This window comes from Paraburkholderia sediminicola, from assembly GCF_046026855.1.
Classification (GTDB): Bacteria; Pseudomonadota; Gammaproteobacteria; order Burkholderiales; family Burkholderiaceae; genus Paraburkholderia; species Paraburkholderia sediminicola_A.
In genome coordinates, this window is the sequence record NZ_JAQQET010000033.1 from 76,305 (window position 1) to 100,412 (window position 24,108).

Genomic DNA, 24,108 nt, shown 5'->3' on the forward strand with positions numbered 1-24,108 from the left:
CCAATTGGCGGGCCTTTGCTTTGGGCGCTTGAATCAGAGGCTTGGCTTCAAAGCCACCGTTTTATTTAGCTTGGTTTGGCTTGGTTTGGCTTGGCTCTAAGGCTGAACAGCTTTACTAGCGTGGCGCTCGCCTGCCGTTCCGCTTATCCGGCTCAAGCCAGCTGGCGAGCGTACCCCGGTTTACCAGGCGCCCCAGCGAGCTGCCAACGCCGAAAGCACCGCGATGCCCGCGGTTTCCGTGCGTAACACGCGCGGGCCGAGACCGACTGCGGTAAATCCATGGTCGGTCGCAGCGGCTTCTTCCGCAGCCGAAAAACCGCCTTCCGGGCCGACCAGCACAGTCACGCGCCCGAACGGCGGATTTGAGGGGAGTGCCGAAAAGCTGATGCTGGCGCGCGGCGACAGCAGAATGCGCATTTCGCCTTCTTCGGGTGTGCGAGGCAGCGCGCCGAGCCACGTGGCGATTTCGCGTACCGGCATCACTTCCGGCAAGCGATTGCGCCCGCACTGTTCACACGACGCGCGCACGATGCCCTGCCAGTGCACATGCCGCCGCTGCGCGCGTTCGCCGGAAAGACGCACGACACTGCGCGTGGTGGTCAGCGGCACAAAACACGAGGCCCCCAGTTCGACTGCCTTCTCGATGAGCCAGTCCATCTTGTCGCCGCCGGCAATGCCTTGCGCGAGGGTAAGGTGATACGGCGCTTCCACTTCAATATTGCGGAACTCGTGAATTCTCACTTTGGCAGAGCGGCGTTCGACCTCGACGAGTTCGGCGCTGTATTCGCCGCCTTCGCCGTTGAAAAGCACGATCGAATCACCGGGCTGCAAACGCAGCACGAGGATGTGGCGCGTGACGTCATCGGGTAACTGCATGATGTCGTCGGGCTTGAGAGGCGTACCGACGAAGAAGCGAGGCATCAAAAAAATACTCATTGGTTCAGGAAAGGTGGCGAGCGAGCGCCCAACGGTAGCCGTCCAGATCTTCGACCTGGGCAAACCGGTCGCCCCAGAACTGATCCTGTGGCTCGCTCAGCGATTTTGCGCCGGCGGCTAGCGCCCGCGTGTAAACCGCGTCGACATCGTCGACATAGACATAAAACGATTGCGGCGCAATCGCGCCCGCGCTTTTGGGTGTTTTCGCCGCCGAGCCGAACGCGCCTTCCGGCGCGAACATCACGATCAGCTGGCCTTGATAGGTCATCTCAACATGCATGACGACACCGTCGTCCTGGACGCTATCGCGTTCTTCGAAGCCGAATGCCGCTTCGAAAAACGCAGTCGCGGCACGCGCGTCGCGCACTGTCAGATAAGGGGTCAACCAGGGCACACCGGCTGGGCGGGAGGCGGTCATGGGGTTCTCCGGATCTATGGGTTTGCGGGATGCATGCTGCGAGGCCAGGTGGGCGGTTGCATATCGATACACCGATAGCGCGCGCCGACCGAACCGTGCATTTTGCCCACGCGTTAGCTTGATGGCTTTAAGAATTGACTTAGTTTATCGCGCACTGACCGGGATGCCGAGAACAGTCCGACATGCAGGGCTGGGTCGTAGTGCTTCAGTGAGTCGATTCGACGCGCGGCAAATCGCCCTGTGAGTGCGTCGACGGTGACGGCGGCGGGGTCGAGCGTGTCGCTGGCGGTCGCCATCATCCACAGCGAGCCGTAGAGCGGGATGAACGTGCTCATCGTGCGCACGATGCTGAACGCATCGCGCAGCTCGTCGAGCAGGCCGGCAATGCGCTCCGGGTGAAAATAGGGAGAGCCGAGGTGAAGCGAGAGTGCGGCGGTCGGACTCATGACGCGCTTGAGCTGCATGTAGAAGTCCGGCGTGTATAGGCCCGCGGCGGGGGAGTCTGGCGGCGTCAGGTCGAAGACGACGAGATCGAACTGTGCTATGGCTGCGGCCTCGATCTCCGCCCGGACAGCCCTCGCGACGTAATCCGCAGCGTCGCCGATCACCAGTTCGACGCGCGGATCGTCGAAAGCACCGCCGTGCACCTCGGGCAGATACTCGCGGGTCAAACGCACGACTTCGGCATCGAGCTCCGCCACCACGATCCGCTCGATGCCCGGGTGCTTCAGCAATTGCCGCGCGGCGCCGCCGTCGCCGCCGCCCAGCACCAACGCAGCTTTCGGCGAAGGATGCGCCAGAGCGGCCGGATGCACCATGCATTCGTGGTAGATGAACTCGTCGCCGGTGGAGGTCATCGGGCGTCCGTCGAGCGTAAACAGCCGGCCGAGCTGCGGCGTGTCCCATACCTCGATACGCTGGTAGGGCGAATCGACGCGCGCAAGCCGCCGCGCATTCGGAAATCCGTAGACTGCGTCGGCGGTGGGCTGGAACAGCAGAGGAGCGCTCACGGATGGCAGGCTCCGGCAGGAGCACGGTGGGTTCAGGTTGCCCAATTGTAAAGGGCAGAAGCGCCGCGCGGCCCCGCCGAGCATGCCTCGCCACACAAGCAGGCGGCTTTCCGCGCGGGGCGTGGGTCAACGTTCTGTTAGAATGTCACGCTTTCAGCCTTGTCCGTTTGCTCTGCCCGTTTCGCGTCTCCTGGCGCCGCACCGTGCGCCGAAGTGGACTGGCATTCGAGCATCCGGGCTTCAAGCGCGCACCGCTTTCTGACTCTGTCTCCGGACTCGACATGACGACCCCGTCTCCCGCACCCACCTCCCTGATGGCTAACGCAATCCGCGCGTTGTCCATGGATGCTGTTCAAAAAGCGAATTCCGGCCACCCCGGCATGCCGATGGGCATGGCCGAAATCGGCGTGGCCTTGTGGTCGCGTCATCTGCGTCACAATCCGAAGAACCCGCAGTGGGCCGATCGCGACCGTTTCGTTCTGTCGAACGGCCACGGCTCGATGCTGCTGTACTCGCTGCTGCACCTGACCGGCTACGATCTGCCGATCGAAGAGCTGAAGAACTTCCGCCAGATGCATTCGAAGACGCCGGGCCACCCGGAATACGGCATCACGCCGGGCGTCGAAACGACCACCGGCCCGCTCGGCCAGGGTCTCGCGAATGCGGTCGGCATGGCGCTCGCCGAATCGTTGCTTGCAACCGAATTCAACAAGCCTGACGCGAAGATCGTCGACCACCACACGTACGTGTTCGTGGGCGACGGCTGCCTGATGGAAGGCATCTCGCACGAGGCCTGCTCGCTCGCAGGCGTGCTGAAGCTGAACAAGCTGATCGCGTTCTACGACGACAACGGCATCTCGATCGACGGCGAAGTGGTTAACTGGTTCCACGACGACACGCCGAAGCGCTTCGAAGCATACGGTTGGAACGTGATTCCGAACGTGGTCGGCCACGACGTCGACGCGGTCGACGCGGCAATCAAGCAAGCCAAGCTGTCGGACAAGCCGACGCTGATCTGCTGCAAGACCGTAATCGGCGAAGGCGCGCCGACCAAGGCCGGCAGCCACGATTCGCACGGCTCGCCGCTCGGCGACAAGGAAATCGCGGCGACGCGTGAAAAGATTGGCTGGAAGTGGGAGCCGTTCATGATCCCGCAAGAAGTCTATGCAGCGTGGGATGCGAAGGAAGCGGGCGCGCGCATCGAATCCGAGTGGGACAAGGCATTCGCTGCTTATGCAGCGAAGTATCCGTGGGAAGCGGCTGAATTCACGCGCCGTGACGCGAAGCAATTGCCCGCAGACTGGAAGGAAAAGGCGAAGGCCATCATCGCCGGCGCGAACGAGCGCGCGGAAACCATCGCGACGCGCAAGGCATCGCAGCAGGCTATCGAAGGTTTGTCGGCCGTGCTGCCGGAACTGCTCGGCGGTTCCGCCGATCTGACCGGTTCGAACCTGACCAACTGGAAGGCCGCCAAGCCGGTGCGTGTTAACGCTGAAGGCAAGGCTGCCGGCAACTACGTCAACTACGGCGTGCGCGAATTCGGCATGAGCGCCGCGATCAACGGCATTGCGCTGCATGGTGGCTTCAAGGCCTTCGGTGGCACGTTCCTGACGTTTTCGGACTACAGCCGCAACGCGTTGCGCGTCGCCGCGCTGATGAAGGCCCCGTCGATCTTCGTGTTCACGCACGACTCGATCGGTCTGGGCGAAGACGGTCCGACCCACCAGTCGATCGAACACGTCGCGAGCCTGCGTCTGATTCCGAATCTGCAAGTGTGGCGCCCGGCCGATACGGTCGAAACGGCGGTGGCCTGGACCCACGCGGTCGAGCATCATGGCCCGTCGTGCCTGATCTTCAGCCGTCAGAACCTGCCGTTCTCGGCGCGCACGGACGCGCAGATCGCCAACATCGAGAAGGGCGGTTACGTGCTGCGCGACTGGAATGACGAGATTGTCGCGCGCAAGATCATCCTGATCGCCACCGGTTCGGAAATCGAACTGGCGTTGAACGCGGTCGAGCCGCTGGCTCGCGAAGGCATCGCGGCACGTGTCGTGTCGATGCCGTCGACCACCGTGTTCGACAAGCAGGACGTCGAATACCGCGAGCGCGTGCTGCCGCACGGCGTGCGCCGCGTCGCGATCGAAGCCGGTGTCACGGATTTCTGGCGCAAGTACGTGGGTCTGGAAGGCGGTGTGGTCGGCATCGACACGTTCGGCGAATCGGCCCCGGCTGGCGTGCTGTTCAAGCATTTCGGCTTCACCGTCGAGCACGTGGTAGAGACGGCAAAAGCCGCACTCGGCTGACCTTCGGTAAGCGCGGCCGCGTGTACCCCACGCGCGGTTGCGCCGGAAGGACAGACGAACATGGAAGATTTTTTTCAGCCATCAGGAGATAGACCATGACGATTCGCGTCGCAATCAACGGCTACGGCCGGATCGGCCGCAACACGCTGCGCGCCTTCTATGAAAACGGCAAGAAGCACGATATCGAAATCGTCGCCATCAACGATCTTGGCGATGCCAAGACCAATGCCCACCTGACGCAATACGACACGGCCCATGGCAAGTTCCCGGGCGAAGTGTCGGTGGACGGCGACTACCTGGTCGTCAACGGTGACAAGATCCGCGTGCTGGCGAACCGTAACCCGGCCGAACTGCCGTGGGGCGAGCTGAACGTCGACATCGTGCTGGAATGCACGGGCTTTTTCACGACCAAAGAAAAAGCGAGCGCGCACATCAAAGGCGGCGCAAAGAAGGTGATCATCTCGGCGCCGGGCGGTAAAGACGTCGACGCAACGATCGTCTACGGCGTGAACCACCATGTGCTGAAGGCATCGGACACGGTGATTTCGAACGCATCGTGCACGACCAACTGCCTGGCACCGCTCGTCAAGCCGCTGAACGACAAGATCGGTCTCGTGAATGGTCTGATGACCACGATCCACGCGTACACGAACGACCAGGTTCTGACGGACGTGTATCACGAAGACCTGCGCCGCGCGCGTTCGGCCACGCACAGCCAGATCCCTGCCAAGACCGGCGCCGCATCGGCAGTGGGCCTGGTGATGCCGGAACTGAACGGCAAGCTGGACGGCTACGCGATTCGCGTCCCGACGATCAACGTGTCGATCGTCGACCTGTCGTTCATCGCAGCGCGCGACACGACGGTTGAGGAAGTCAACGCGATCATGAAGGAAGCATCGGAAGGCTCGCTCAAGGGCATCCTCGGCTACAACACGGCGCCGCTGGTGTCGATCGACTTCAACCACAACCCGGCTTCGTCGACGTTCGACTCCACGCTGACCAAGGTGTCGGGCCGTCTGGTGAAGGTGTCGAGCTGGTACGACAACGAATGGGGCTTCTCGAACCGCATGCTGGACACGGCTGTGGCGCTGGCCAACGCGAAGTAAGCTGGTGTTTTAGCTCAGTGTGCCGCTGCTGCCGGCCTTGGCCGTTGGCAGGGCAACGGCCAGGAAAAACCGCTCTTCGGAGCGGTTTTTTTTACGCCTGCGGTATCGGAAAGTAGACGCCGGCGCGCTGCGCGGCGTTCGAGATATGGGTTTCGATTGCTTTGCCGGCGGCGGCGGAATCACGCGCCTTAAGCGCGTCGAGAATTGCCCGGTGTTCGGTGTAGGTAGACAGCACCAGCTCGCGCCGGTAGAACGGCATTCGCTGGCTTTCCTTCATGATGTCCGCGCTACTGCTCAGGATCGACTCGATCGCCGCGTTGCCCGCGATGCTCACAATGCGCATGTGGAAGTCGTAGTCGAGGCGGGCGGCTTCGTCGAGTTCGTCGCAGGCGAGCGCCGTCTGCATGGCGGTGATGTTGTCTTCGAACCAGGCGAGGTCGGAATCGCTGACAGCCAGTGCCGCCATGCGCGCGATAAAACCTTCCAGCGCGAAGCGCATCTGGTACGTGTCCGGCAGCGACGACTGCTCCGCGAAGCGCCACGATTGCGCGGCCGTGGCCTGCGCACTTTCCACATACACGCCCTTACCGGGGCGGATGATCAGCAGACCGAGCGCTTCAAGCGTTGAGAGCGCCTCGCGCAGCGATGCGCGGCTGATCGCCAGTTCTTCGGAGAGCTGACGCTGCGCCGGCAACAAACTACCCACCGGATAGACGCCCGCTTCGATCCGTTCGCGGATGGTCGCGATGGCGGCATCAGTGACGGTATGCGGAACGTTTCTCATCGTGGCTCACTCGGGTGCGCGGTCTGACCAGCATTGTAGTACGCGTTCTGAACGCTCGTACGGGCGTCGTTACGCATGCACAATCCGGCCCCGAAACGCGAAGAAAAAGACGGGTAAACACTGTGTTTTGAGTCCTTGACGTCAGTATATCGGCTTCCTACTATTTGCCATAACAGTACTGGTCGGACCAGTCTGAACAGATGCGAATCGTAACCAGGAGGAAGCCGTGTTGAAATTTTTCAATTCGCTGTTTGGCCGGGTCGTCATAGCGCTGGTCGCGGGCATCGTGATCGGCGCCGCGTTTCCGCATTTCGCGCAATCGTTGCGCCCGCTCGGCGACGGTTTTCTCAAGCTGATCAAGATGGTGATCGGCCCGATCGTCTTCTGCGTGGTGGTGAGCGGCATGGCGCATGCCGGCGATCTGCGCAAAGTCGGCCGCGTTGGATTGAAGGCGGTGATCTACTTCGAGGCCATGACAACGATTGCGCTCGTGATCGGCGCGGTGCTGGCCTACGCAACGCGGCCTGGCGTTGGCATGAACATCAACCTGCACTCACTCGATCCCGCTTCATTGTCGACCTACACCGAGAACGCGAAGAGCCTCAAGGACACGGCCGGTTTTCTGCTGAAGATCATCCCCGACACGGCGATCAACGCGTTCGCAACCGGCGACATTTTGCAGATCCTCGTGTTTTCGGTGCTATTCGGCTCGGCGCTATCGCTGCTGGGCAATAAGGCGCAGCGCGTGAGCAGCCTGATCGACGAGCTTTCGCAGGTGTTTTTCCGTGTCATGGGTTTCATCATCAAGCTCGCGCCGCTCGGCGTGCTCGGTGCGATCGCATTCACGACTGGCACCTATGGCGTCGAGTCGCTCAAGCAACTCGGCATGCTCGTGCTGGTGTTCTATGCGAGCTGCTTTGTGTTCGTGGCGGTCGTGCTGGGCGTGGTGATGCGGCTGGCCGGCTTCAGCATCTTCAAGTTGATCCGCTATCTGCGCGAAGAACTGTCGATCGTGCTTGGCACTGCTTCGTCCGATGCCGTGCTGCCGCAGATCATGCGCAAACTCGAATGGATGGGCGTCAAGGATTCGACCGTCGGTCTGGTGATTCCGACCGGCTACTCCTTCAATCTCGATGGCTTCTCCATCTATCTGACGCTGGCGGTGATCTTCATCGCGCAGGCCACCAATACGCCGCTGTCGATCCACGATCTGATCGTAGTGGTGCTGGTATCGCTGGTGACGTCGAAGGGTGCGCACGGCATTCCCGGCTCGGCGATCGTGATTCTGGCGGCGACGCTGTCCGCGATTCCGGCGATCCCCGTGCTCGGCCTCGTGCTGATTCTGCCGGTCGACTGGTTCGTCGGCATTGCCCGCGCGCTGACCAACCTGATCGGCAATTGCGTTGCGACGGTGGTGGTCGCCGTGTGGGAAAACGATATCGACCGGGCGCGCGCCCATCGCGTGCTGAACCGTGACGAGGCGATGCGCTATGTGCCCGCCGGCGAAGACGCAGGCGCCGAGCCCGCCGCCGGCGAACACGCACCGGCCGTCTGACCAGGCGCGACCACGTTGCCCTGTGGTCAGACCCATCACCATTCATCAGCGCGCCCACGCAGCGCGCGTTCTGCCCCGGCGGATGCGTTGACTCCGCCGGCTCTTCCTCACTTTTCGTCGTCTGACTGAGACTATGGCTAATCCGATCCTTGACCCCAACGCCCCCGCTTTCACCCGTCGCTACATGAACCTCGCCGACCCGCGTCTGGGCGCGCAGGCGCTCCACGCGAGCGACGAATTCTTCGCGCCGAAAGAACGCATGCTCGAGCCGCAGCCGGCCGTGTTCATCCCGGGCAAGTACGACGACCACGGGAAATGGATGGACGGCTGGGAAACGCGCCGCAAGCGGACCACCGGCCACGACTACTGCGTGATCCGGCTCGCGCGGCCAGGCGTCGTTCACGGCGTTGATCTGGACACGAGCCACTTCACCGGCAACTTCCCGCCGGCTGCTTCAATCGACGCGTGCTACGTGGACGGCGACGTTCCGCCGGACAACGCCGACTGGCAAACGCTGGTTCCGGCCACCACGCTGCAGGGCAACCACCATCATTACGTCGAAGTGACCGACGCCCGCGCTTTCACCCATCTGCGCGTGAATCTGTATCCGGACGGCGGTCTCGCGCGTCTGCGCGTGTACGGCCAGCCGAAGCGCGACTGGGAGCGCGTCGAGCGCGGTACGCTGCTGGATCTCGCTGCGATCGAAAACGGCGCGTACCTCGTCGCCGCGAACAACCAGCATTTCGGGCCGGCCTCGCAGATGCTGATGCCGGGCCGCGGCGTCAATATGGGCGACGGCTGGGAAACGCGACGCCGTCGCGAGCCGGGCAACGACTGGGCGATCGTCGCGCTCGCGCGGCCGGGCGTGATTCGCAAGATCGAAGTGGATACGGCGCATTTCAAGGGCAATTACCCCGACCGCTGTTCGCTGCAGGCGGCCTCGGTGACAGGCGGCACGGACGATTCCCTCGTCACGCAGGCGATGTTCTGGCCGGTGCTGCTCGGTGAGCAGAAGTTGCAGATGGACCACGTGCACACGTTCGCGGACGATATCGCGTCCCTCGGGCCAGTGACACACGTGCGTTTCAATATTTTCCCGGATGGTGGTGTGTCGCGCCTGCGCTTGTGGGGCGAGATCGCATAAACGGAGCCGCGTCGATGAAAACCTTGCACTTGGAACGTTTGACGCGTGCGGCCTTCGCGTCGTTCGGCGACGTCATCGAACTGGACGGCGCGCGTCATTTTCCGATCAATGGCGGCACGACCGAGCGCTATCACGACCTCGCAAACGTCGACGTGACGGAAACCGGCGGTCGGCCGCTGATCAATCTGTTTCGGGCGCAACCGCGCGCGCTGCCGATCGAAATCACGATGATGGAGCGGCATCCGTTGGGCAGCCAGGCTTTCATTCCCTTAACGGCGTGCCGCTATCTGGTGGTAGTGGCGCCGGCGGGCGAATTCGCTCCGGCACGCATGCGGGCGTTCTGGAGCGACGGCTGGCAGGGTGTGAACTACGCGAAAGGTGTTTGGCACCATCCGCTGCTCGCGCTCGATCGGGTGAGCGATTTTGTGGTGGTGGATCGTGGCGGCGAGCGGTCCAACTGCGACGAGTTGTCGTTGGCCGGGCCCTGGCGGTTGCTGTTTGAGGCGAGCGTCGAGTTGGCGGAGTAGGCCTGCGTCGCCATGCGGCGGCAGCGCCGCACATGCGACGAGGCGCTGGCGTCCTGTCGCGGCTGCAGCGCCACACCGCACCGCACCCATAAAAAAACCCGGCCGATTTTCATCAGCCGGGTTTTCCCGTTGCTCACTGAGCCGCGCACCCCGACGCGGCCGGCATCGCACTGATTCAACCTCAGTGCTTGCGATGCGGGCAATTCTCCTTGGTACACGCGCCGTACAGCGCTAACGCGTGTTCCTGAAGCTTGAAGCCGCGGTCCTTCGCGATGGATTGCTGACGACTCTCGATTTCGGAGTCGAAAAACTCTTCGACGAGCCCGCAGTCGAGGCAAACGAGGTGGTCGTGATGCGACCCTTCGTTCAATTCGAACACCGCTTTGCCCGATTCGAAATTGCTGCGCGAGAGCAGACCGGCCTGCTCGAACTGCGTCAGCACGCGATACACGGTTGCCAGGCCGATATCGAGTTCTTCGTGCAACAGGTTGCGGTAGACGTCTTCTGCAGTCAGGTGACGCACTGGGCTATGCTGGAAAATCTCAAGGATTTTGAGGCGCGGAAGGGTCGCCTTGAGCCCGATATTCTTGAGATCGGTTGGATTGGTCATGACAAGGGATCCCTAGAGTACAATGCTGGGCTCTCATAGTAATGTGTTTTTGCCGTTCTGGTCATCTTCGATGGAATGAAACTCGCGCGGCTCGTCAACGGGCCCGCACGGTGAGTGAAATGATTTCAAAATCTCAATTGATCTACCGGGGGAGCCGCATGCGGGGTACCTTGATCGCTGTTGCGACTGTCGCGGTTCTTGCCGGGTGTTCCACTTACGACAGCCTGACGCAGCGCGTTGCCCAAAGTATTACGCCGTACCGTATTACGGTGGTGCAAGGGAATTTCGTCTCGAAAGAAGCGGCGGCGCAGATGCAGGTCGGCATGTCGCGTGCGCAGGTGAAGCAGTTGCTCGGCACGCCCTTGTTGACCGACATGTTCCATGCGGACCGCTGGGACTACGTGTTCTATTTCAAACGCGGTTCGACTAACGTCGTGCAGCAGCGCGACTTCGTGGTTCTGTTCACGGGTGATCGTGTCGCCAGCTGGTCGGGTGGCGAAGATCTGCCGTCCAACCTGGAGTTGCTGGCGGAAATCGACGGTGACAAGCTCGGCAAGAAGAAAGCCGCCGTGCCGAACGTGGCAAGCGCAGCCACTGGCGCCAGCGCGCCGGTGGCCGCGGCGCCGGCTGCCGTCGACACCACGCGCTCGCCGTCCGTCGATGGCGCCGCTGCAGCGGCCGCGCCGTCAACGGACGCCAACGCCGAAGCCGCGCAGGCCGCCAACCGGCTGACCAACGCGGTGCAATCACCGTCGGGGAGGGCGCAGTCGTCGGTACGTTCTTCGGCGCCGACCGCGAATGGCGGCGGTATTCCGTCGCAGGGTCCAACCTCCGCTGGGCAACCGCAGTTCCAGTTCCATCGTCCTCCTCCGCCGCAAGTTCCGGGCACGCAGGACAATCCGGTGGGCCCGACTGGCCCGCAAAGCAGCGGCGGCCCGACGTTGAACGCACCGCTGACCGCTTCGCCGGCTTCGGGAACGGGCGACTAATCGCGCTGTCCCTGTCTTAAGACGGGCGCTGCACACGGGCAACGCGCCGTGTACAGCGCCCGTCAGCCTTTCTGCTGTACCTGTGCAGGTTGTTGCTGTTTCTGTATGCGTGGCGCCCGGGTGTGCTGCCCGCCGCCGCTTTTGCCCGCATTTGCCGGGTTTTGACTTTTCGAACCCTCGTAGCCATGAAAATTGCCATTGCTGGCGCATCGGGCCGTATGGGCCGAATGCTCATCGAAACCGTTCTCAACGACTCCGGCGCCACGCTGTCCGGCGCGCTCGATCGTGCGGACTCCCCGCAACTGGGTCAGGACGCCGGCGCGTTTCTCGGCAAACAGACGGGCGTGCTGCTGACGGACGACATCGAACGCGTGTTCGCCGAATCCGAGTACCTGATCGACTTCACGCGCCCCGAAGGCACGCTGATGCATCTGGAAGCCGCGCAGCGCCACAACGTCAAAGTGGTGATCGGTACGACCGGTTTCGACAACGAACAGAAAGCGCAACTGCGCGCCGCGGCGGACAAGATCGCCATCATGTTTTCGTCGAACATGAGTGTGGGCGTCAATGTCACGCTGAAGCTGCTCGAATACGCCGCGAAGCATTTCGCGACCGGGTACGACATTGAGATCATCGAGGCGCATCACCGTCACAAGATCGACGCGCCCTCCGGCACCGCGCTGACTATGGGCGAAGTGATCGCCAACGCGCTCGGCCGCAATCTCGACGACTGCGCCGTCTACAGCCGCGAAGGTGTGACCGGCGAACGCGATCCGTCCACGATCGGCTTTTCGGCGATTCGCGGCGGCGACATCGTTGGCGACCATACGGTGCTGTTCGCGGGCATCGGCGAGCGCATCGAAATCACGCATAAATCGGCGAGCCGCCTGTCGTATGCGCAAGGCGCGCTTCGTGCTGTCCGTTTCCTCGAAGGCCACAAGAACGGTTTCTTCGATATGCAGGACGTGCTCGGCCTGCGTTGAGCGTGTCACGGGGCCGGTTGCGGCCCCGCTTTGCTCTTTTGTAGCCCCCTGTAATCACTTTCCAATGGCGAGGTCAGATGGCAGGCAGCAGCGGCATCATCCATTACCTGGAAACCAGCGACGCGATCACGCATGGCGTCGCGTACGTGTTACTGGCTATGTCGATTGCGAGCTGGTGCTTTCTGATCGTCAAAAGCTGGATCCTCACGCGCGCCAAACGCCAGGCCACGCCGGCGATTGCGCAATTCTGGCAGGCGTCGACGTTATCGGACGGCGTCGCGGCATTGAAGCGCGTGGACCGCGAGCGCGTCTTCACGCCGCTCGCCGAGGCCGCGCTGCATGCAGCCGAAGTGGACATCCCCGGCGCGCTGCTCGCGCGTGTCGAGCGCGGCGAACGGGTGCTGAGAGCGCTGCGTCACGCGCTCAACGCGTCGCAGCGGCGGCTCGAGTTCGGCCAGGTGCTGCTGGCCTCTGTCGGCAGCACGGCGCCGTTCGTCGGCCTGCTCGGCACCGTTTGGGGCATCTATCACGCGCTCGGCAGCATCGCGGCGAGCGGTCAGGCGCAAATCGAAAACGTGGCGGGTCCAGTCGGCGAGGCGCTGATCATGACGGCCTTCGGCCTCGTGGTTGCGATTCCGGCGGTGCTCGCCTATAACGTGCTCGGACGGCTGGTGCGGCAGTTGACTGAAGAACTCGATGGCTTCGCGCACGATCTGCACGCCTATGTGTGCGCGCCAGCGGATCAGCCACGGCCCCAGCCTCAGCAGGCCCAGGCACGGACCTACTAAGCGCAGCGCTTGGAAGAGAGAAGGAGGCGACATGGCATTCGGCGGACTCGAGAAAAAGCAGACGGCCGCGCCGATGGCCGAGATCAACATGACGCCGTTGATCGACGTGATGCTCGTGTTGCTGGTGATTTTTATCATTACCGCGCCTTTATTCACCCACGCGATCCGGCTCGATCTGCCCAAAGTCGCGGCAGCGCCCGCACGGCAAACGCCGCAAACCATTTCTCTTTCAATCGATGCCGCTGGCAAGTTGTACTGGAACGGCAACGTCATCACGCTGCAGCAAATGCGCGCGCAATTCGCGGAGGCGGGCAAACAGGCCGACCAGCCTGAGATCCAGTTGCGCGCCGAGCGCTCCACGCGCTACGAGGTGATCGCGCAGGTGATGGGCGCGGCGCAGCAGGCCGGGCTCGAGCGGATCGGCTTCGTCACCGACCCGCCGCCGCCGGGCGCGAAGCCATAGCGTCGCCGGCGATACCGCGCCCGCTCGGGCGCAACCCGTCGCCCCCCGCGCAGCACGCCGCGCGGCGCACCCGTCAGCGAACGGTATAATCAGCCCTTTCCCCGGCAGAAGGGGAAACGACGCCATTTCATCCAGCAGAGCACCAAAGCGGCCGGTGCGAAAGCACCGAACCCAGCGATTCCATCACACCATGCACGAAAAATACGTTCCCTCCGACGTCGAAGCCGCAGCGCAAGGGCAATGGCGCGCCATCGACGCGTACAAGACGTCGGAAACCACCGACAAACCCAAGTTCTATTGCGTCTCGATGCTGCCGTACCCGTCGGGCAAGCTGCACATGGGGCACGTGCGTAACTACACGATCAACGACGTGATGTACCGCTATCTGCGGATGAACGGCTACAACGTGCTGATGCCGATGGGTTGGGACGCGTTCGGCATGCCGGCGGAAAACGCGGCAATGGCCAACAACGTGCCGCCCGCGAAGTGGACCTACGACAACATCGCTTACATGAAGAAGCAGATGCAGTCGATGGGCCTCGCGATCGACTGGTCGCGCGAAGTCGCGACCTGCAGTCCCGATTACTACAAATGGAACCAGTGGTTGTTCCTGAAGATGCTCGAAAAGGGCATCGCGTACAAGAAAACCGGCACCGTCAACTGGGATCCGGTCGATCAGACCGTGCTCGCCAACGAGCAGGTGATCGACGGCCGCGGCTGGCGTTCGGGCGCGCTGATCGAAAAGCGCGAAATCCCGATGTACTACATGCGCATCACGCAGTACGCGGACGAGTTGCTGAACGACCTCGAAGGCCTCGGCTGGCCCGAGCGCGTCAAGATCATGCAGCAGAACTGGATCGGCAAAAGCTTCGGCGTGAACTTCGGTTTCCCGTATGAAATCGACGGCGAGCAGAAGCTGTTGCGCGTGTTCACCACGCGTGCCGACACGATCATGGGTGTGACTTTCTGCGCGGTCGCCGCGGAGCATCCGCTCGCCACGCGTCTCGCTAAAGACAAGCCGGAACTGCAGGCTTTCATTGAAGAATGCAAGCGCGGTGGTGTCGCTGAAGCCGACGTCGCGACGATGGAAAAGAAGGGCATGGCCACGGGCTTCACCGTCACGCATCCGCTGACGCAGGAACAGGTCGAAGTGTGGATCGGCAACTACGTGCTGATGAGCTACGGCGAAGGCGCCGTGATGGGCGTGCCCGCGCACGACGAGCGCGATTTCGCGTTCGTGAAGAAATACGGCCTGCCGATCAAGCAGGTGGTCGCCATTGAAGGCAAGGAATACTCGACCGATGCCTGGCAGGAATGGTACGGCGACAAGACTGGCACGCTGATCAATAGCGGCAAGTACGACGGCCTCAATTACACGGACGCGGTTGACCAGATCGCCGCTGACCTGAAAGAGCTCGGCCTCGGCGACAAGCAGATCACGTGGCGTCTGCGTGACTGGGGTGTGTCGCGCCAGCGTTACTGGGGCACGCCGATTCCGATCATCCATTGCCCGACGTGCGGCGACGTGCCGGTGCCGGAAAAAGATCTGCCGGTCGTGCTGCCGGAAGACCTCGTGCCGGACGGCACCGGCAACCCGCTTGCGAAGTCTGAAGCGTTCGTGAACTGCGCCTGCCCGACTTGCGGCGGCGCGGCCAAACGCGAAACCGACACGATGGATACCTTCGTCGATTCGTCCTGGTACTTCTACCGCTACGCGGCACCGGACGCGAAGACCATGGTCGACGAGCGCACCGATTACTGGGCGCCGATGGACCAGTACATCGGCGGCATCGAGCACGCGATTCTGCACCTCTTGTACTCGCGCTTCTGGGCGAAGGTGATGCGCGATATGGACCTGATCAAGTTCGGCGAGCCGGCCAAGAATTTGCTCACGCAGGGCATGGTGCTCAACGAAACCTATTACCGTGAAAGCGAAGCGGGTAAGAAGACCTGGTACAACCCGGCCGATGTCACCGTCTCGTTCGACGACAAAGGCCGCCCGGCCGGTGCCGTGTTGAACGCGGACGGCCAGCCGGTGGTACTCGGCGGCGTCGAGAAGATGTCGAAGTCGAAGAACAACGGCGTCGATCCGCAATTGCTGATCGATCAACACGGCGCGGACACCGCGCGTTTGTTCGTCATGTTCGCGGCCCCCCCTGAGCAGCAGCTCGAATGGTCGGGTTCGGGCGTGGAAGGCGCGAGCCGCTTCCTGCGCCGCGTCTGGAGCTTCGGTCACGCGAATGAAGCGGCGCTGCGCGCAGGCGGCAAGTTCGACGCCGCGCAACTCGGCGAAGTCGACAAGGTGCTGCGCCGCGAGATCTACAGCGTGCTGAAGCAGGCCGACTTCGACTACCAGCGCTTGCAGTACAACACGGTGGTGTCGGCGGCGATGAAGATGCTCAACGCGCTCGACAGCGCGAAGGGCGCACAACCGGCCGTGCTGCGCGAGACTTACAGCGTGATGCTGCGCGTGCTGTATCCGGTCGTGCCGCATCAGACGTTCCAGTTGTGGCAGGAACTCGGTTACGCCGACGAATTCGGCTCGCTGCTTGACGCGGCATGGCCGAAGGTCGACGAGCAGGCGCTGGAGCAAGCCGAGATCGAACTCGTGCTGCAAGTGAACGGCAAGGTACGCGGCGCGCTCACGGTGGCGAAAGATGCCTCCCGTGACGCGATTGAAAAGCTCGCTGCCGCTCATGAGGCGGTCGAGAAGTTCAGCGAAGGCAGGGCACCGAAGAAGATCGTCGTGGTGCCGGGCCGTCTCGTGAACGTGGTCGTTTGACAGTTTTGACAGCCCACCAGAACATGACAGCAGACAAGCGGCGCTGCGCGCGGCGGTGCTTGTCCCTTGCTGCGGAATCTACTGCGAACCAGGAGCCAATGTGACTCGCAGATCGTTATTGACGCTGGCGTGCAGCGTACTGATGTTGTCCGCCTGCGGCTTCCAGCTGCGCGGCCAGCAGGACTACGCATTCAAACGACTCTTTATCTCCGGTGGATCGGCCGCGGCCGACGCGCGGCTGACTCGCCTCGTGCAGGGCGGCAGCGACACGGTGGTGGTCAGTTCCGTCGCGAATGCCGACGCGACGCTGCAGATCAGCGAAGGCCGCAGCGTCAATACGCTCACGCTGAACTCGCTTGGGGTCGTCGAAGAATATGCAATGGCGCTGTCCATGACCTACTCGCTGGTCGCCAAGGACGGCACGGTGCTGATTCCGCCAAGCGTGATCGCGCTGAACCGCGCAATGACCTATAGCGACCAGTACTCGCAGGCCAAGGCTGCTGAAGCCGACATCCTGTTCGCGGACATGGAGAACGACGCGATCGACCAGCTTACGCGCCGTCTGTCGCTGGTGCGCACGATGCATCCGGCGCCGGGTCAGCAGGTGCCATCGGTTGCGCCGCGCGCGCCGTTGCCGCCGCCGCCGCTGTGAGCGTCACGCTGTGCCTTTGCTTAGCTTGCTGCGCGTGCTCATGCATGCGCTCATGGTTTCATTCAACTTCGCCGATCGGTAGCCATGCAACTGCGACTTGACGCGCTCGAAGCGCATCTCGCCAAGGGACTCGCCGGACTGTACGTCGTGTACGGCGACGAGCACCTGCTCGCGCAGGAAGCGAGCGACCGGATTCGTGCGACGGCGCGTGCGGCCGGTTTTACCGATCGCTCGGTGTTCACTGTCGAGCGTGGCTTCGACTGGAGTTCGCTGCTTGGCGCGAGTCAATCGATGTCGCTGTTCGGCGACCGTCAACTAGTCGAGTTGCGTATTCCGTCGGGCAAGCCGGGCAAGGAAGGCGCGGATGCGCTGAAGGCGCTCGCCGCCGCCGTAAATGACGATGTGCTGACGATGATCACGCTGCCGCGGCTCGATGCAGCCACGCAAAAATCCGCGTGGTTCACCGCGCTGTCCGATGCCGGCGTGGCGCTGAAGATCGATCCAGTGGAGCGCGCGCAGTTGCCGAATTGGGTCGGTCAACGGCTCGCGGCTCAAGGGCAGCGGGTCGTTGCCGGTGAAGAAGGGCGGCGCGCGCTGGCGTTCATCGCAGAACGTGTTGAAGGCAATCTGCTCGCCGCGCATCAGGAGATCCAGAAGCTCGGGCTGCTGTATCCCGCTGGTTCGTTGAGCTTCGAACAGATCCAGGACGCTGTGCTGAACGTCGCCCGTTATGACGTTTTCAAGCTGAACGAGGCGATGCTGGCGGGCGATGTCGGCCGCCTGGCGCGCATGCTCGATGGGCTGCGTGGCGAAGGCGAGGCGGCGGTGCTGGTGCTGTGGGCCGTTGTCGAAGAAGTGCGCACGCTCCTGCGGATCAAGCGTGGTGTCTCGGCCGGCAAGCCGCTCGCGATGCTGGTGCGCGAGAACCGCGTGTGGGGTCCGCGTGAACGGCTGATCGGGCCCGCGCTATCGCGCGTCACTGAGAGCGCGCTGGAAAAGGCGCTTGCTTTGGCCGCGCGGCTGGATCGGCAGGTGAAGGGGCTATCGGGCGGCACGCCGGGCAACCATCGCAACGATCCGCCGCCCGATCCGTGGGATGGGCTATTCGAACTGGCGATGTCGGTGGCTTCACCGAAAGCTGCGCCCGTGCCGCCGCCAAGACCTCGGGGCGGGACGGTTGCGCCGGCACGCAGGCCAGCCTGATCTGAACGGCCGACGCAGCTAAAGTGGCTGACGTCGCTGGTGAGGCTGACAGCAAAGCTCCGCTCCCCGACTTACAATCGTTTCATCTTTCGCTAATTCTGCCTGTCCGCTGCACGTGAACGTGCGCGGCACCACGAGAATCACCATGGATATCGACCAGTACATGACCGACCTCGGCCGCCGCGCCCGTCACGCATCGCGTGCGATGGCGCGGGCGTCGACGGCGGCGAAGAATGCCGCGCTCGCCGCCGTTGCCGAGGCGATCGAACGCGATGCCGCGCTGCTGAAGGAAGCCAATGCGCGTGATGTGGCCCGGGCGCACGACAAGGGGCTCGACGCCGCGTTTATCGACCGCCTGACGCTGTCGGACAAGGCGCTGAAGACGATGGTCGAAGGTTTGCGGCAAGTTGCCGCGCTGGCCGATCCGATCGGCGAGATCAGCAATCTCAAGTACCGGCCGAGCGGCATTCAGGTCGGCCAGATGCGCGTGCCACTCGGCGTGATCGGCATCATCTATGAATCGCGTCCGAACGTGACGATCGACGCCGCCGCGTTGTGCCTGAAGTCGGGCAACGCGACGATTCTGCGTGGCGGCTCGGAAGCGCTCGAATGCAACACGGCGCTGGCTAAGCTGATCGGCGAAGGGCTGGAAGCGGCCGGTTTGCCGCAGGACGCGGTGCAAGTGGTGGCCACTTCGGATCGCGCCGCGGTCGGCAAGCTGATCACGATGACCGAATACGTCGACGTGATCGTGCCGCGCGGCGGCAAGAGCCTGATCGAACGGTTGATGAACGAAGCGCGCGTGCCGATGATCAAGCACCTCGACGGCATCTGCCACGTGTATGTCGACGATCGCGCCGACATTGCGAAGGCGCTGACCGTCTGCGACAACGCGAAGACGCACCGCTACGGCACCTGCAACACGATGGAAACGCTGCTGGTCGCGCGCGGTATCGCCGCTGAAGTGCTGCCGCCTTTGGGCAAGCTGTATCGCGACAAGGAAGTCGAATTGCGCGTGGACGCTGCGGTGCGCACCGTGCTCGCCGACGCGGGCGTCGGCCCGCTCGTCGATGCGACCGAAGAAGACTGGCGCACCGAATATCTCGCGCCGGTGCTGGCGATCAAGGTGGTCGACGATCTCGACGCGGCGATCGAACACATCAACACTTATAGCTCGCAGCACACCGACGCGATCGTCACCGAAGACCACGACCGCGCAATGCGCTTCCTGCGCGAAGTCGATTCGGCCAGCGTGATGGTCAACGCATCGACGCGTTTCGCGGATGGTTTCGAGTTCGGTTTGGGCGCGGAAATCGGCATCTCGAACGACAAGTTGCATGCGCGCGGGCCTGTCGGCCTGGAAGGTCTGACGTCGTTGAAATACGTCGTGCTTGGGCATGGCGAAGGGCGGCAATAAAGCCCGTCGCTTCGCACCGCAATCGCTGCACCGGGGAGCGGACACGCTTTTTCCGCCCAAGGCGCCGGAAAGAGCGTCGATCTCCACGCTAACAAGCCGCACAAGGATCGCCGATGCTTTGGGTAAAAACGTTTCACATCGTCCTGATTGCTTCCTGGTTTGCCGGCCTGTTCTATCTGCCGCGCATCTTCGTCAATCTGGCGATGGAGACTGAACCAGCCGCCACGGCGCGGCTGCTCATCATGGCGCGCAAGCTGTTTCGCTTCATGACCTTCATCGCGGTGCCGGCGCTCGCATGCGGACTGTGGCTGTGGCTCGGAGTTGGAATCGGGCGCGGACAGGGCTGGATTCACGCGAAGGTCGGCGTGGTGGTCTTGCTGATCATCTATCACGCGTATTGCGGCGTGCTGCTGCGGACTTTCGAGCGCGGTGAGAACCGCCGCACGGACAAGTGGTATCGGATGTTTAACGAACTGCCCGTGTTGGGGATGCTGGCGGCGGTGGCGTTGGTGGTTATCAAGCCGTTTTAAAAATAGGAATATTCCGACTAGCTGCTTCGTGCTGTAGCAAGGCAAAAGAGATGGGCTCCCGTATGGGAGCTCATCTCTTTTTGCGAGAGGGGGAGTGAGGTTGATCGGCGTCTGATTTTTCATGTAGCGCCGGCGCAAACCTTGAGAGCCCAGCTCCAGCCGACCATGACGTGTGGCACGTCACGCTCCCGGGTCGATCCTTCGGCGAGTAATGACTTCCTTCGCCTGCGCCATCTTTTCGACAAGTTCCGGCCCGCGGCTCAACGCCACGCCCACCGCCAGAATGTCGCCAATCGCGAGATGCGAGACGCGAGAGGTCATGGGCGAAAAGATATCCGTGTCTTCATCGACGTTGGCGAACAGGCCCACGGTCGCGAGCCGCGCCAATGGTGAATTGCCGTGCGTGATCGCGATCACCTTTGCACCTGCCTTGAGCGCCGACTTCACCGCATCGACGATATCGCGCGTACGGCCGGTATTGGAGATCGCCACCACCACGTCGCCAACACCCAGCAAGGCCGCCGACATCAAAAACGTATGCGGGTCCGAATACGCGACGCTCGGCATGCCGAGGCGAAAGAACTTGTGCTGGACATCAAGCGCGGCAATGCCCGAACCGCCCGCTCCGTAAAACTCAATCCGGCGAGCCTGCGCGAGCAGCGCAATGGCCGCCGCGACGCTGTCGGAAGAAAGATTATTGCGCACCTGGATCAGCGCGCCGATGGTCCGGTCAAGTACCTTTGCGGCTACGCCCGGTGTGGGCTCGTCCGGGCGCACGTCGCGATAGACGGCCGGCACCTCCGCCGCAATGCCCTGCGCCAGCCGGATCTTGAACTCACGAAAGCCCGAAAACCCAAGCGCATGACAGAACCGCGCAATGGTCGGCTGGCTCACGCCGGCGCGCGCGGCCACTTCGGTCATCGACAGATCGAGTACCTCGCGTGGCGCCTCGATTACGTAATCGGCCAGCTTGCGCTCGGACGGCCGCAACTGCTCGCGCATCTCTTCCACCTGGGACAGCATCATCGGAAAACTCGCACTATGCTGAAGAATGTGTGGACTATATCTGATTGCTGAATAAGCTACAAAAACTACATATCGGTGGCTAGGTGTAATCCCTAGGTTTTGGAATCAATGTCGCCAAAGCATAGCCAGCAAGGCAAAGCGGCTGTTAAGAGATGCCGCGATGCAGCAGGAGTCGTTATTGCGATCGTGTAGTTTTTCTACTAAAATTGCGACGTCGACTGATCCGACATCCCCGCGATACCTACCTGGCATAGTGCGCGCACGCCTCACGCCAGCGACGAAGGAGCTCCGATGGTTTCCCCGCATTCGCAATTGTTGAAGGTCACGCAACGCGTGGTCGAGCGCAGCAAGCCCACACGCGAGGCGTATCTGGCCCGCATCCACCAGGCTCAAGGTAAATTCCCGGCGCGCGGCGCGCTCTCCTGTGCCAATCTGGCTCATGGTTTTGCCGGGCTCGAAGGCAACGACAAGTTCGCCATCAAGCAGATTCGTCAGCCGAACATCGGCATCGTGTCCTCGTACAACGAAATGCTGTCCGCGCACGCGCCGTACAAAAACTACCCCGATATCATCAAAGAGGCCGCGCGTGAAAACGGCGGTGTCGCGCAATTCGCGGGCGGCGTGCCTGCCATGTGCGACGGCGTCACGCAAGGCAACGCGGGCATGGAACTGTCGTTGTTCTCGCGCGAAGTGATCGCGATGAGCACGGCGGTCGCGCTGACGCACAACATGTTCGACGCCGCGCTGTGCCTTGGTATTTGCGACAAGATCGTGCCGGGCCTGTTGATCGGCGCGCTGCAATTCGGCCATCTGCCGACGATTTTCGTACCGGCCGGCCCGATGGGCAGCGGTCTGTCGAACGACGACAAAGCCAAGACGCGCCAGCTGTTCGCCACCGGCCAGTGCGGCCGCGACGCGCTGCTCGAAGCGGAAGCCGCCGCGTACCACAGTCAAGGCACCTGCACGTTCTATGGCACCGCGAACAGCAACCAGATGCTCATGGAAGTCATGGGGCTGCATCTGCCGAGTTCCGCGTTCGTGCATCCGCATACGCCGCTGCGCGACGCGCTGACTGCCCAGGCCGCGCACCGCGTGCTCGATCTGACGGTGGACCGCGGCAATTACACGCCGATCGGTCATGTGGTCGACGAGAAGGCGATTGTCAACGGCATCGTCGCGTTGCTGGCGACGGGCGGCTCGACCAATCACACGCTGCACCTGGTCGCAATTGCGCGCGCGGCGGGCATCGTGATTGACTGGGACGACTTCGACACGCTGTCGCAAGCCGTGCCGCTGCTCGCCAAGATTTACCCGAACGGTAAGGCCGACGTAAACCACTTCCACGCTGCAGGCGGCGTCGCATTCCTGGTCCGCAATCTGCTGGAAGGCGGCTTGCTGCATGAAGACGTGAACACGGTCGCCGGCAAGGGCCTCAAGCACTACACGGAAGAGCCCAAGCTGATCGACGGCAAGCTGCAATGGGTGCCGGGCGCGGAAAAGAGCGAAGACACGGCGGTGTTGCGCGGCATCAAGGAACCGTTCCAGCCGGATGGCGGCTTGCGTCTGATGCAAGGCAAGCTCGGCCGCGGCGTGATCAAGATTTCCGCGGTGGCGGCGCAGCATCGCAAGGTGAAGGCACCGGCCATCGTGTTCGATTCGCAGGAAGCGGTGCAGGCCGCGTTCGACAACGGCGAACTGAAGCGCGATTTCATTGCCGTCGTGCGCTTCCAGGGCGCGCGCGCAAACGGCATGCCCGAGCTGCATCGTTTGACGCCGTTGCTCGGTGTGTTGCAGGATCAAGGTTTCCACGTTGCACTGGTCACCGACGGTCGCATGTCGGGCGCGTCGGGCAAGGTGCCGGCGGTGATTCACCTGTCGCCGGAAGCCTTGCTGCAAGGCCCGATCGGCAAGGTTCGCTCCGGTGACATGCTGGTGATCGATGCGGACGCAGGCGTGCTCGACATCGAAATCGATGCGGCCGAATGGGCGGCGCGGCCGGAAGCTTTGCCGCAGCATCAGGCGGAAAACGAAGTCGGCTTCGGCCGTGAACTGTTCGGCGTGTTCCGTGCGGCAGCAGCGCCGGCGGAGCAAGGCGCCTCGGTGTTCGGTCCGATGGTGGGCGAGCACGCGGCGCAACACGGTAAGCGGGTCAAAGCGCACGCAGAAGAACACACAAGCACCACTCAAGCCAGCTAAACGCTGCAGAAACAAGGAGTCTGACTATGACAGCGAAAACAGTAAGCGATATCGTGCGCCTCGGCCCGGTGATTCCGGTGCTCGCGTTCGACTCGGTCGAGCAGGGGGAACACGTGTCGCGCGCACTGCACGCGGGTGGCGTGAAGGTGCTGGAAATCACGCTGCGCACGGCCGCCGGTCTGGAAGCGATCGAACGCGCGAGTCAGTTGGCCGAAGACATCGTGGTGGGCGTCGGCACGATCACGAAACCAGAGCATTGCGCTCAGGCGAAGAAGGCGGGCGCTCAGTTCGGCGTGTCACCGGGCCTGACGCGGGACATGCACAAGGCCGCGCAAGATGCGGGCTTGCCGCTGCTGCCGGGCGTCATGACGCCGACCGACATCATCACCGCACTGGAACTCGGCTACGAGATCGTAAAGTTTTTCCCGGCGCAACAGGCCGGCGGCGTGCCGATGCTGCAAGCTTTCCATGGCCCGTTCCCGACGCTGAAGTTCTGCCCGACAGGCGGCATCACGGCTGAAACGGCAACGCATTTCCTGTCGCTACCGAACGTGGTGTGCGTGGGCGGCTCGTGGTTGACGCCGAAAGCCGCGCTCGCCGCGCAAAACTGGGACGAAGTCACGCGTCTGGCGCGTGCTGCCAGCCAGTTGGCCGCGCCTGCTCATTGAGTTGAAGCGGCCCGCATT

22 protein-coding genes are annotated in these 24,108 nt (G+C 62.7%); 16 read left to right on the top strand and 6 right to left on the bottom strand.

Translation table 11 applies throughout. From position 1 onward, the window contains the following. Nucleotides 1-180: 180 nt before the first annotated feature. The 3 genes from PQR40_RS29905 to speE form a co-directional block, all read right to left on the bottom strand. Nucleotides 181-921 (bottom strand): 16S rRNA (uracil(1498)-N(3))-methyltransferase, encoded by a 741-nt coding sequence (locus PQR40_RS29905; RefSeq protein ID WP_408231348.1) that lies wholly within the window; start codon nt 919-921, stop codon nt 181-183. 19 nt (nt 922-940) lie between these two features. Continuing rightward, entirely contained in the window at nt 941-1,354 is a 414-nt protein-coding gene (locus tag PQR40_RS29910) for a VOC family protein (RefSeq protein WP_172160109.1), read from the bottom strand. Nucleotides 1,355-1,467: 113 nt separating this feature from the next. Next, nucleotides 1,468-2,364 (bottom strand): polyamine aminopropyltransferase, encoded by an 897-nt coding sequence (gene speE, locus PQR40_RS29915; protein WP_408510477.1) that lies wholly within the window; start codon nt 2,362-2,364, stop codon nt 1,468-1,470. A 281-nt stretch (nt 2,365-2,645) separates the two neighbouring features. Between speE and tkt the strand changes: the two genes are divergently transcribed. Then, entirely contained in the window at nt 2,646-4,667 is a 2,022-nt protein-coding gene (tkt, locus tag PQR40_RS29920) for a transketolase (protein ID WP_408510478.1), read from the top strand. Between the two features lie 95 nt (nt 4,668-4,762). Beyond that, on the top strand, nt 4,763-5,773 hold the full coding sequence (gene gap / locus PQR40_RS29925) for a type I glyceraldehyde-3-phosphate dehydrogenase (protein ID WP_074282197.1): 1,011 nt from the start codon (nt 4,763-4,765) through the stop codon (nt 5,771-5,773). A 91-nt stretch (nt 5,774-5,864) separates the two neighbouring features. Here gap and PQR40_RS29930 read toward each other — a convergent pair whose 3' ends face one another. Further along, nucleotides 5,865-6,557 carry a FadR/GntR family transcriptional regulator gene (locus tag PQR40_RS29930; protein ID WP_408231358.1) on the bottom strand — a complete coding sequence of 231 codons (693 nt, stop codon included), beginning with the start codon at nt 6,555-6,557 and terminating at the stop codon, nt 5,865-5,867. Nucleotides 6,558-6,783: 226 nt separating this feature from the next. Here PQR40_RS29930 and PQR40_RS29935 point away from each other — a divergent pair, with 226 nt between their 5' ends. The 3 genes from PQR40_RS29935 (at nt 6,784) to PQR40_RS29945 (ending at nt 9,783) form a co-directional block, all read left to right on the top strand. Next, nucleotides 6,784-8,112: a C4-dicarboxylate transporter DctA gene (locus PQR40_RS29935; protein ID WP_408231361.1), complete on the top strand. Its 1,329-nt coding sequence runs from the start codon at nt 6,784-6,786 to the stop codon at nt 8,110-8,112. Between the two features lie 133 nt (nt 8,113-8,245). Continuing rightward, nucleotides 8,246-9,256 carry an allantoicase gene (alc, locus tag PQR40_RS29940; protein WP_408231364.1) on the top strand — a complete coding sequence of 337 codons (1,011 nt, stop codon included), beginning with the start codon at nt 8,246-8,248 and terminating at the stop codon, nt 9,254-9,256. Nucleotides 9,257-9,270: 14 nt separating this feature from the next. Beyond that, nucleotides 9,271-9,783, top strand: a complete 513-nt coding sequence (locus tag PQR40_RS29945; RefSeq protein ID WP_408510479.1) for an ureidoglycolate lyase — start codon at nt 9,271-9,273, stop codon at nt 9,781-9,783. Nucleotides 9,784-9,964: 181 nt separating this feature from the next. Here the strand turns inward: PQR40_RS29945 and fur are convergent, their stop codons facing one another. After that, nucleotides 9,965-10,393: a ferric iron uptake transcriptional regulator gene (gene fur, locus PQR40_RS29950; protein WP_325043456.1), complete on the bottom strand. Its 429-nt coding sequence runs from the start codon at nt 10,391-10,393 to the stop codon at nt 9,965-9,967. Between the two features lie 158 nt (nt 10,394-10,551). Between fur and PQR40_RS29955 the strand changes: the two genes are divergently transcribed. From PQR40_RS29955 to PQR40_RS29995, 9 genes are all read left to right on the top strand, one after another. Next, nucleotides 10,552-11,382, top strand: coding sequence for an outer membrane protein assembly factor BamE (locus tag PQR40_RS29955; RefSeq protein ID WP_408510485.1), 831 nt, complete (start codon nt 10,552-10,554; stop codon nt 11,380-11,382). Nucleotides 11,383-11,567: 185 nt separating this feature from the next. Beyond that, the gene (gene dapB, locus PQR40_RS29960) at nt 11,568-12,365 is read left to right on the top strand and encodes a 4-hydroxy-tetrahydrodipicolinate reductase (RefSeq protein ID WP_408510480.1); all 798 of its coding nucleotides are present in this window, start codon (nt 11,568-11,570) and stop codon (nt 12,363-12,365) included. A 77-nt stretch (nt 12,366-12,442) separates the two neighbouring features. Further along, the gene (locus PQR40_RS29965; protein WP_408510481.1) at nt 12,443-13,153 is read left to right on the top strand and encodes a MotA/TolQ/ExbB proton channel family protein; all 711 of its coding nucleotides are present in this window, start codon (nt 12,443-12,445) and stop codon (nt 13,151-13,153) included. A gap of 31 nt (nt 13,154-13,184) precedes the next feature. Next, nucleotides 13,185-13,616 (top strand): ExbD/TolR family protein, encoded by a 432-nt coding sequence (locus PQR40_RS29970; RefSeq protein ID WP_408231376.1) that lies wholly within the window; start codon nt 13,185-13,187, stop codon nt 13,614-13,616. A 190-nt stretch (nt 13,617-13,806) separates the two neighbouring features. Beyond that, on the top strand, nt 13,807-16,398 hold the full coding sequence (gene leuS / locus PQR40_RS29975) for a leucine--tRNA ligase (protein WP_408510482.1): 2,592 nt from the start codon (nt 13,807-13,809) through the stop codon (nt 16,396-16,398). Nucleotides 16,399-16,498: 100 nt separating this feature from the next. Continuing rightward, nucleotides 16,499-17,050 (top strand): LPS-assembly lipoprotein LptE, encoded by a 552-nt coding sequence (locus PQR40_RS29980; RefSeq protein ID WP_408218641.1) that lies wholly within the window; start codon nt 16,499-16,501, stop codon nt 17,048-17,050. An 84-nt stretch (nt 17,051-17,134) separates the two neighbouring features. Beyond that, nucleotides 17,135-18,253 carry a DNA polymerase III subunit delta gene (holA, locus tag PQR40_RS29985; RefSeq protein ID WP_408484903.1) on the top strand — a complete coding sequence of 373 codons (1,119 nt, stop codon included), beginning with the start codon at nt 17,135-17,137 and terminating at the stop codon, nt 18,251-18,253. A gap of 145 nt (nt 18,254-18,398) precedes the next feature. Beyond that, on the top strand, nt 18,399-19,670 hold the full coding sequence (locus PQR40_RS29990; protein ID WP_408231386.1) for a glutamate-5-semialdehyde dehydrogenase: 1,272 nt from the start codon (nt 18,399-18,401) through the stop codon (nt 19,668-19,670). A 113-nt stretch (nt 19,671-19,783) separates the two neighbouring features. Continuing rightward, on the top strand, nt 19,784-20,200 hold the full coding sequence (locus PQR40_RS29995; protein WP_408231551.1) for a CopD family protein: 417 nt from the start codon (nt 19,784-19,786) through the stop codon (nt 20,198-20,200). A 180-nt stretch (nt 20,201-20,380) separates the two neighbouring features. Here PQR40_RS29995 and PQR40_RS30000 read toward each other — a convergent pair whose 3' ends face one another. Further along, nucleotides 20,381-21,226 (bottom strand): MurR/RpiR family transcriptional regulator, encoded by an 846-nt coding sequence (locus PQR40_RS30000; RefSeq protein WP_408231389.1) that lies wholly within the window; start codon nt 21,224-21,226, stop codon nt 20,381-20,383. Nucleotides 21,227-21,517: 291 nt separating this feature from the next. Here PQR40_RS30000 and edd point away from each other — a divergent pair, with 291 nt between their 5' ends. Together edd and PQR40_RS30010 are read left to right on the top strand one after the other, a co-directional pair. Beyond that, a complete protein-coding gene (gene edd, locus PQR40_RS30005; protein ID WP_408510483.1) occupies nt 21,518-23,422 on the top strand; it encodes a phosphogluconate dehydratase in 1,905 nt (634 codons plus the stop codon). Nucleotides 23,423-23,448: 26 nt separating this feature from the next. Further along, the gene (locus PQR40_RS30010) at nt 23,449-24,090 is read left to right on the top strand and encodes a bifunctional 4-hydroxy-2-oxoglutarate aldolase/2-dehydro-3-deoxy-phosphogluconate aldolase (RefSeq protein ID WP_408231394.1); all 642 of its coding nucleotides are present in this window, start codon (nt 23,449-23,451) and stop codon (nt 24,088-24,090) included. Nucleotides 24,091-24,108: the final 18 nt, after the last annotated feature.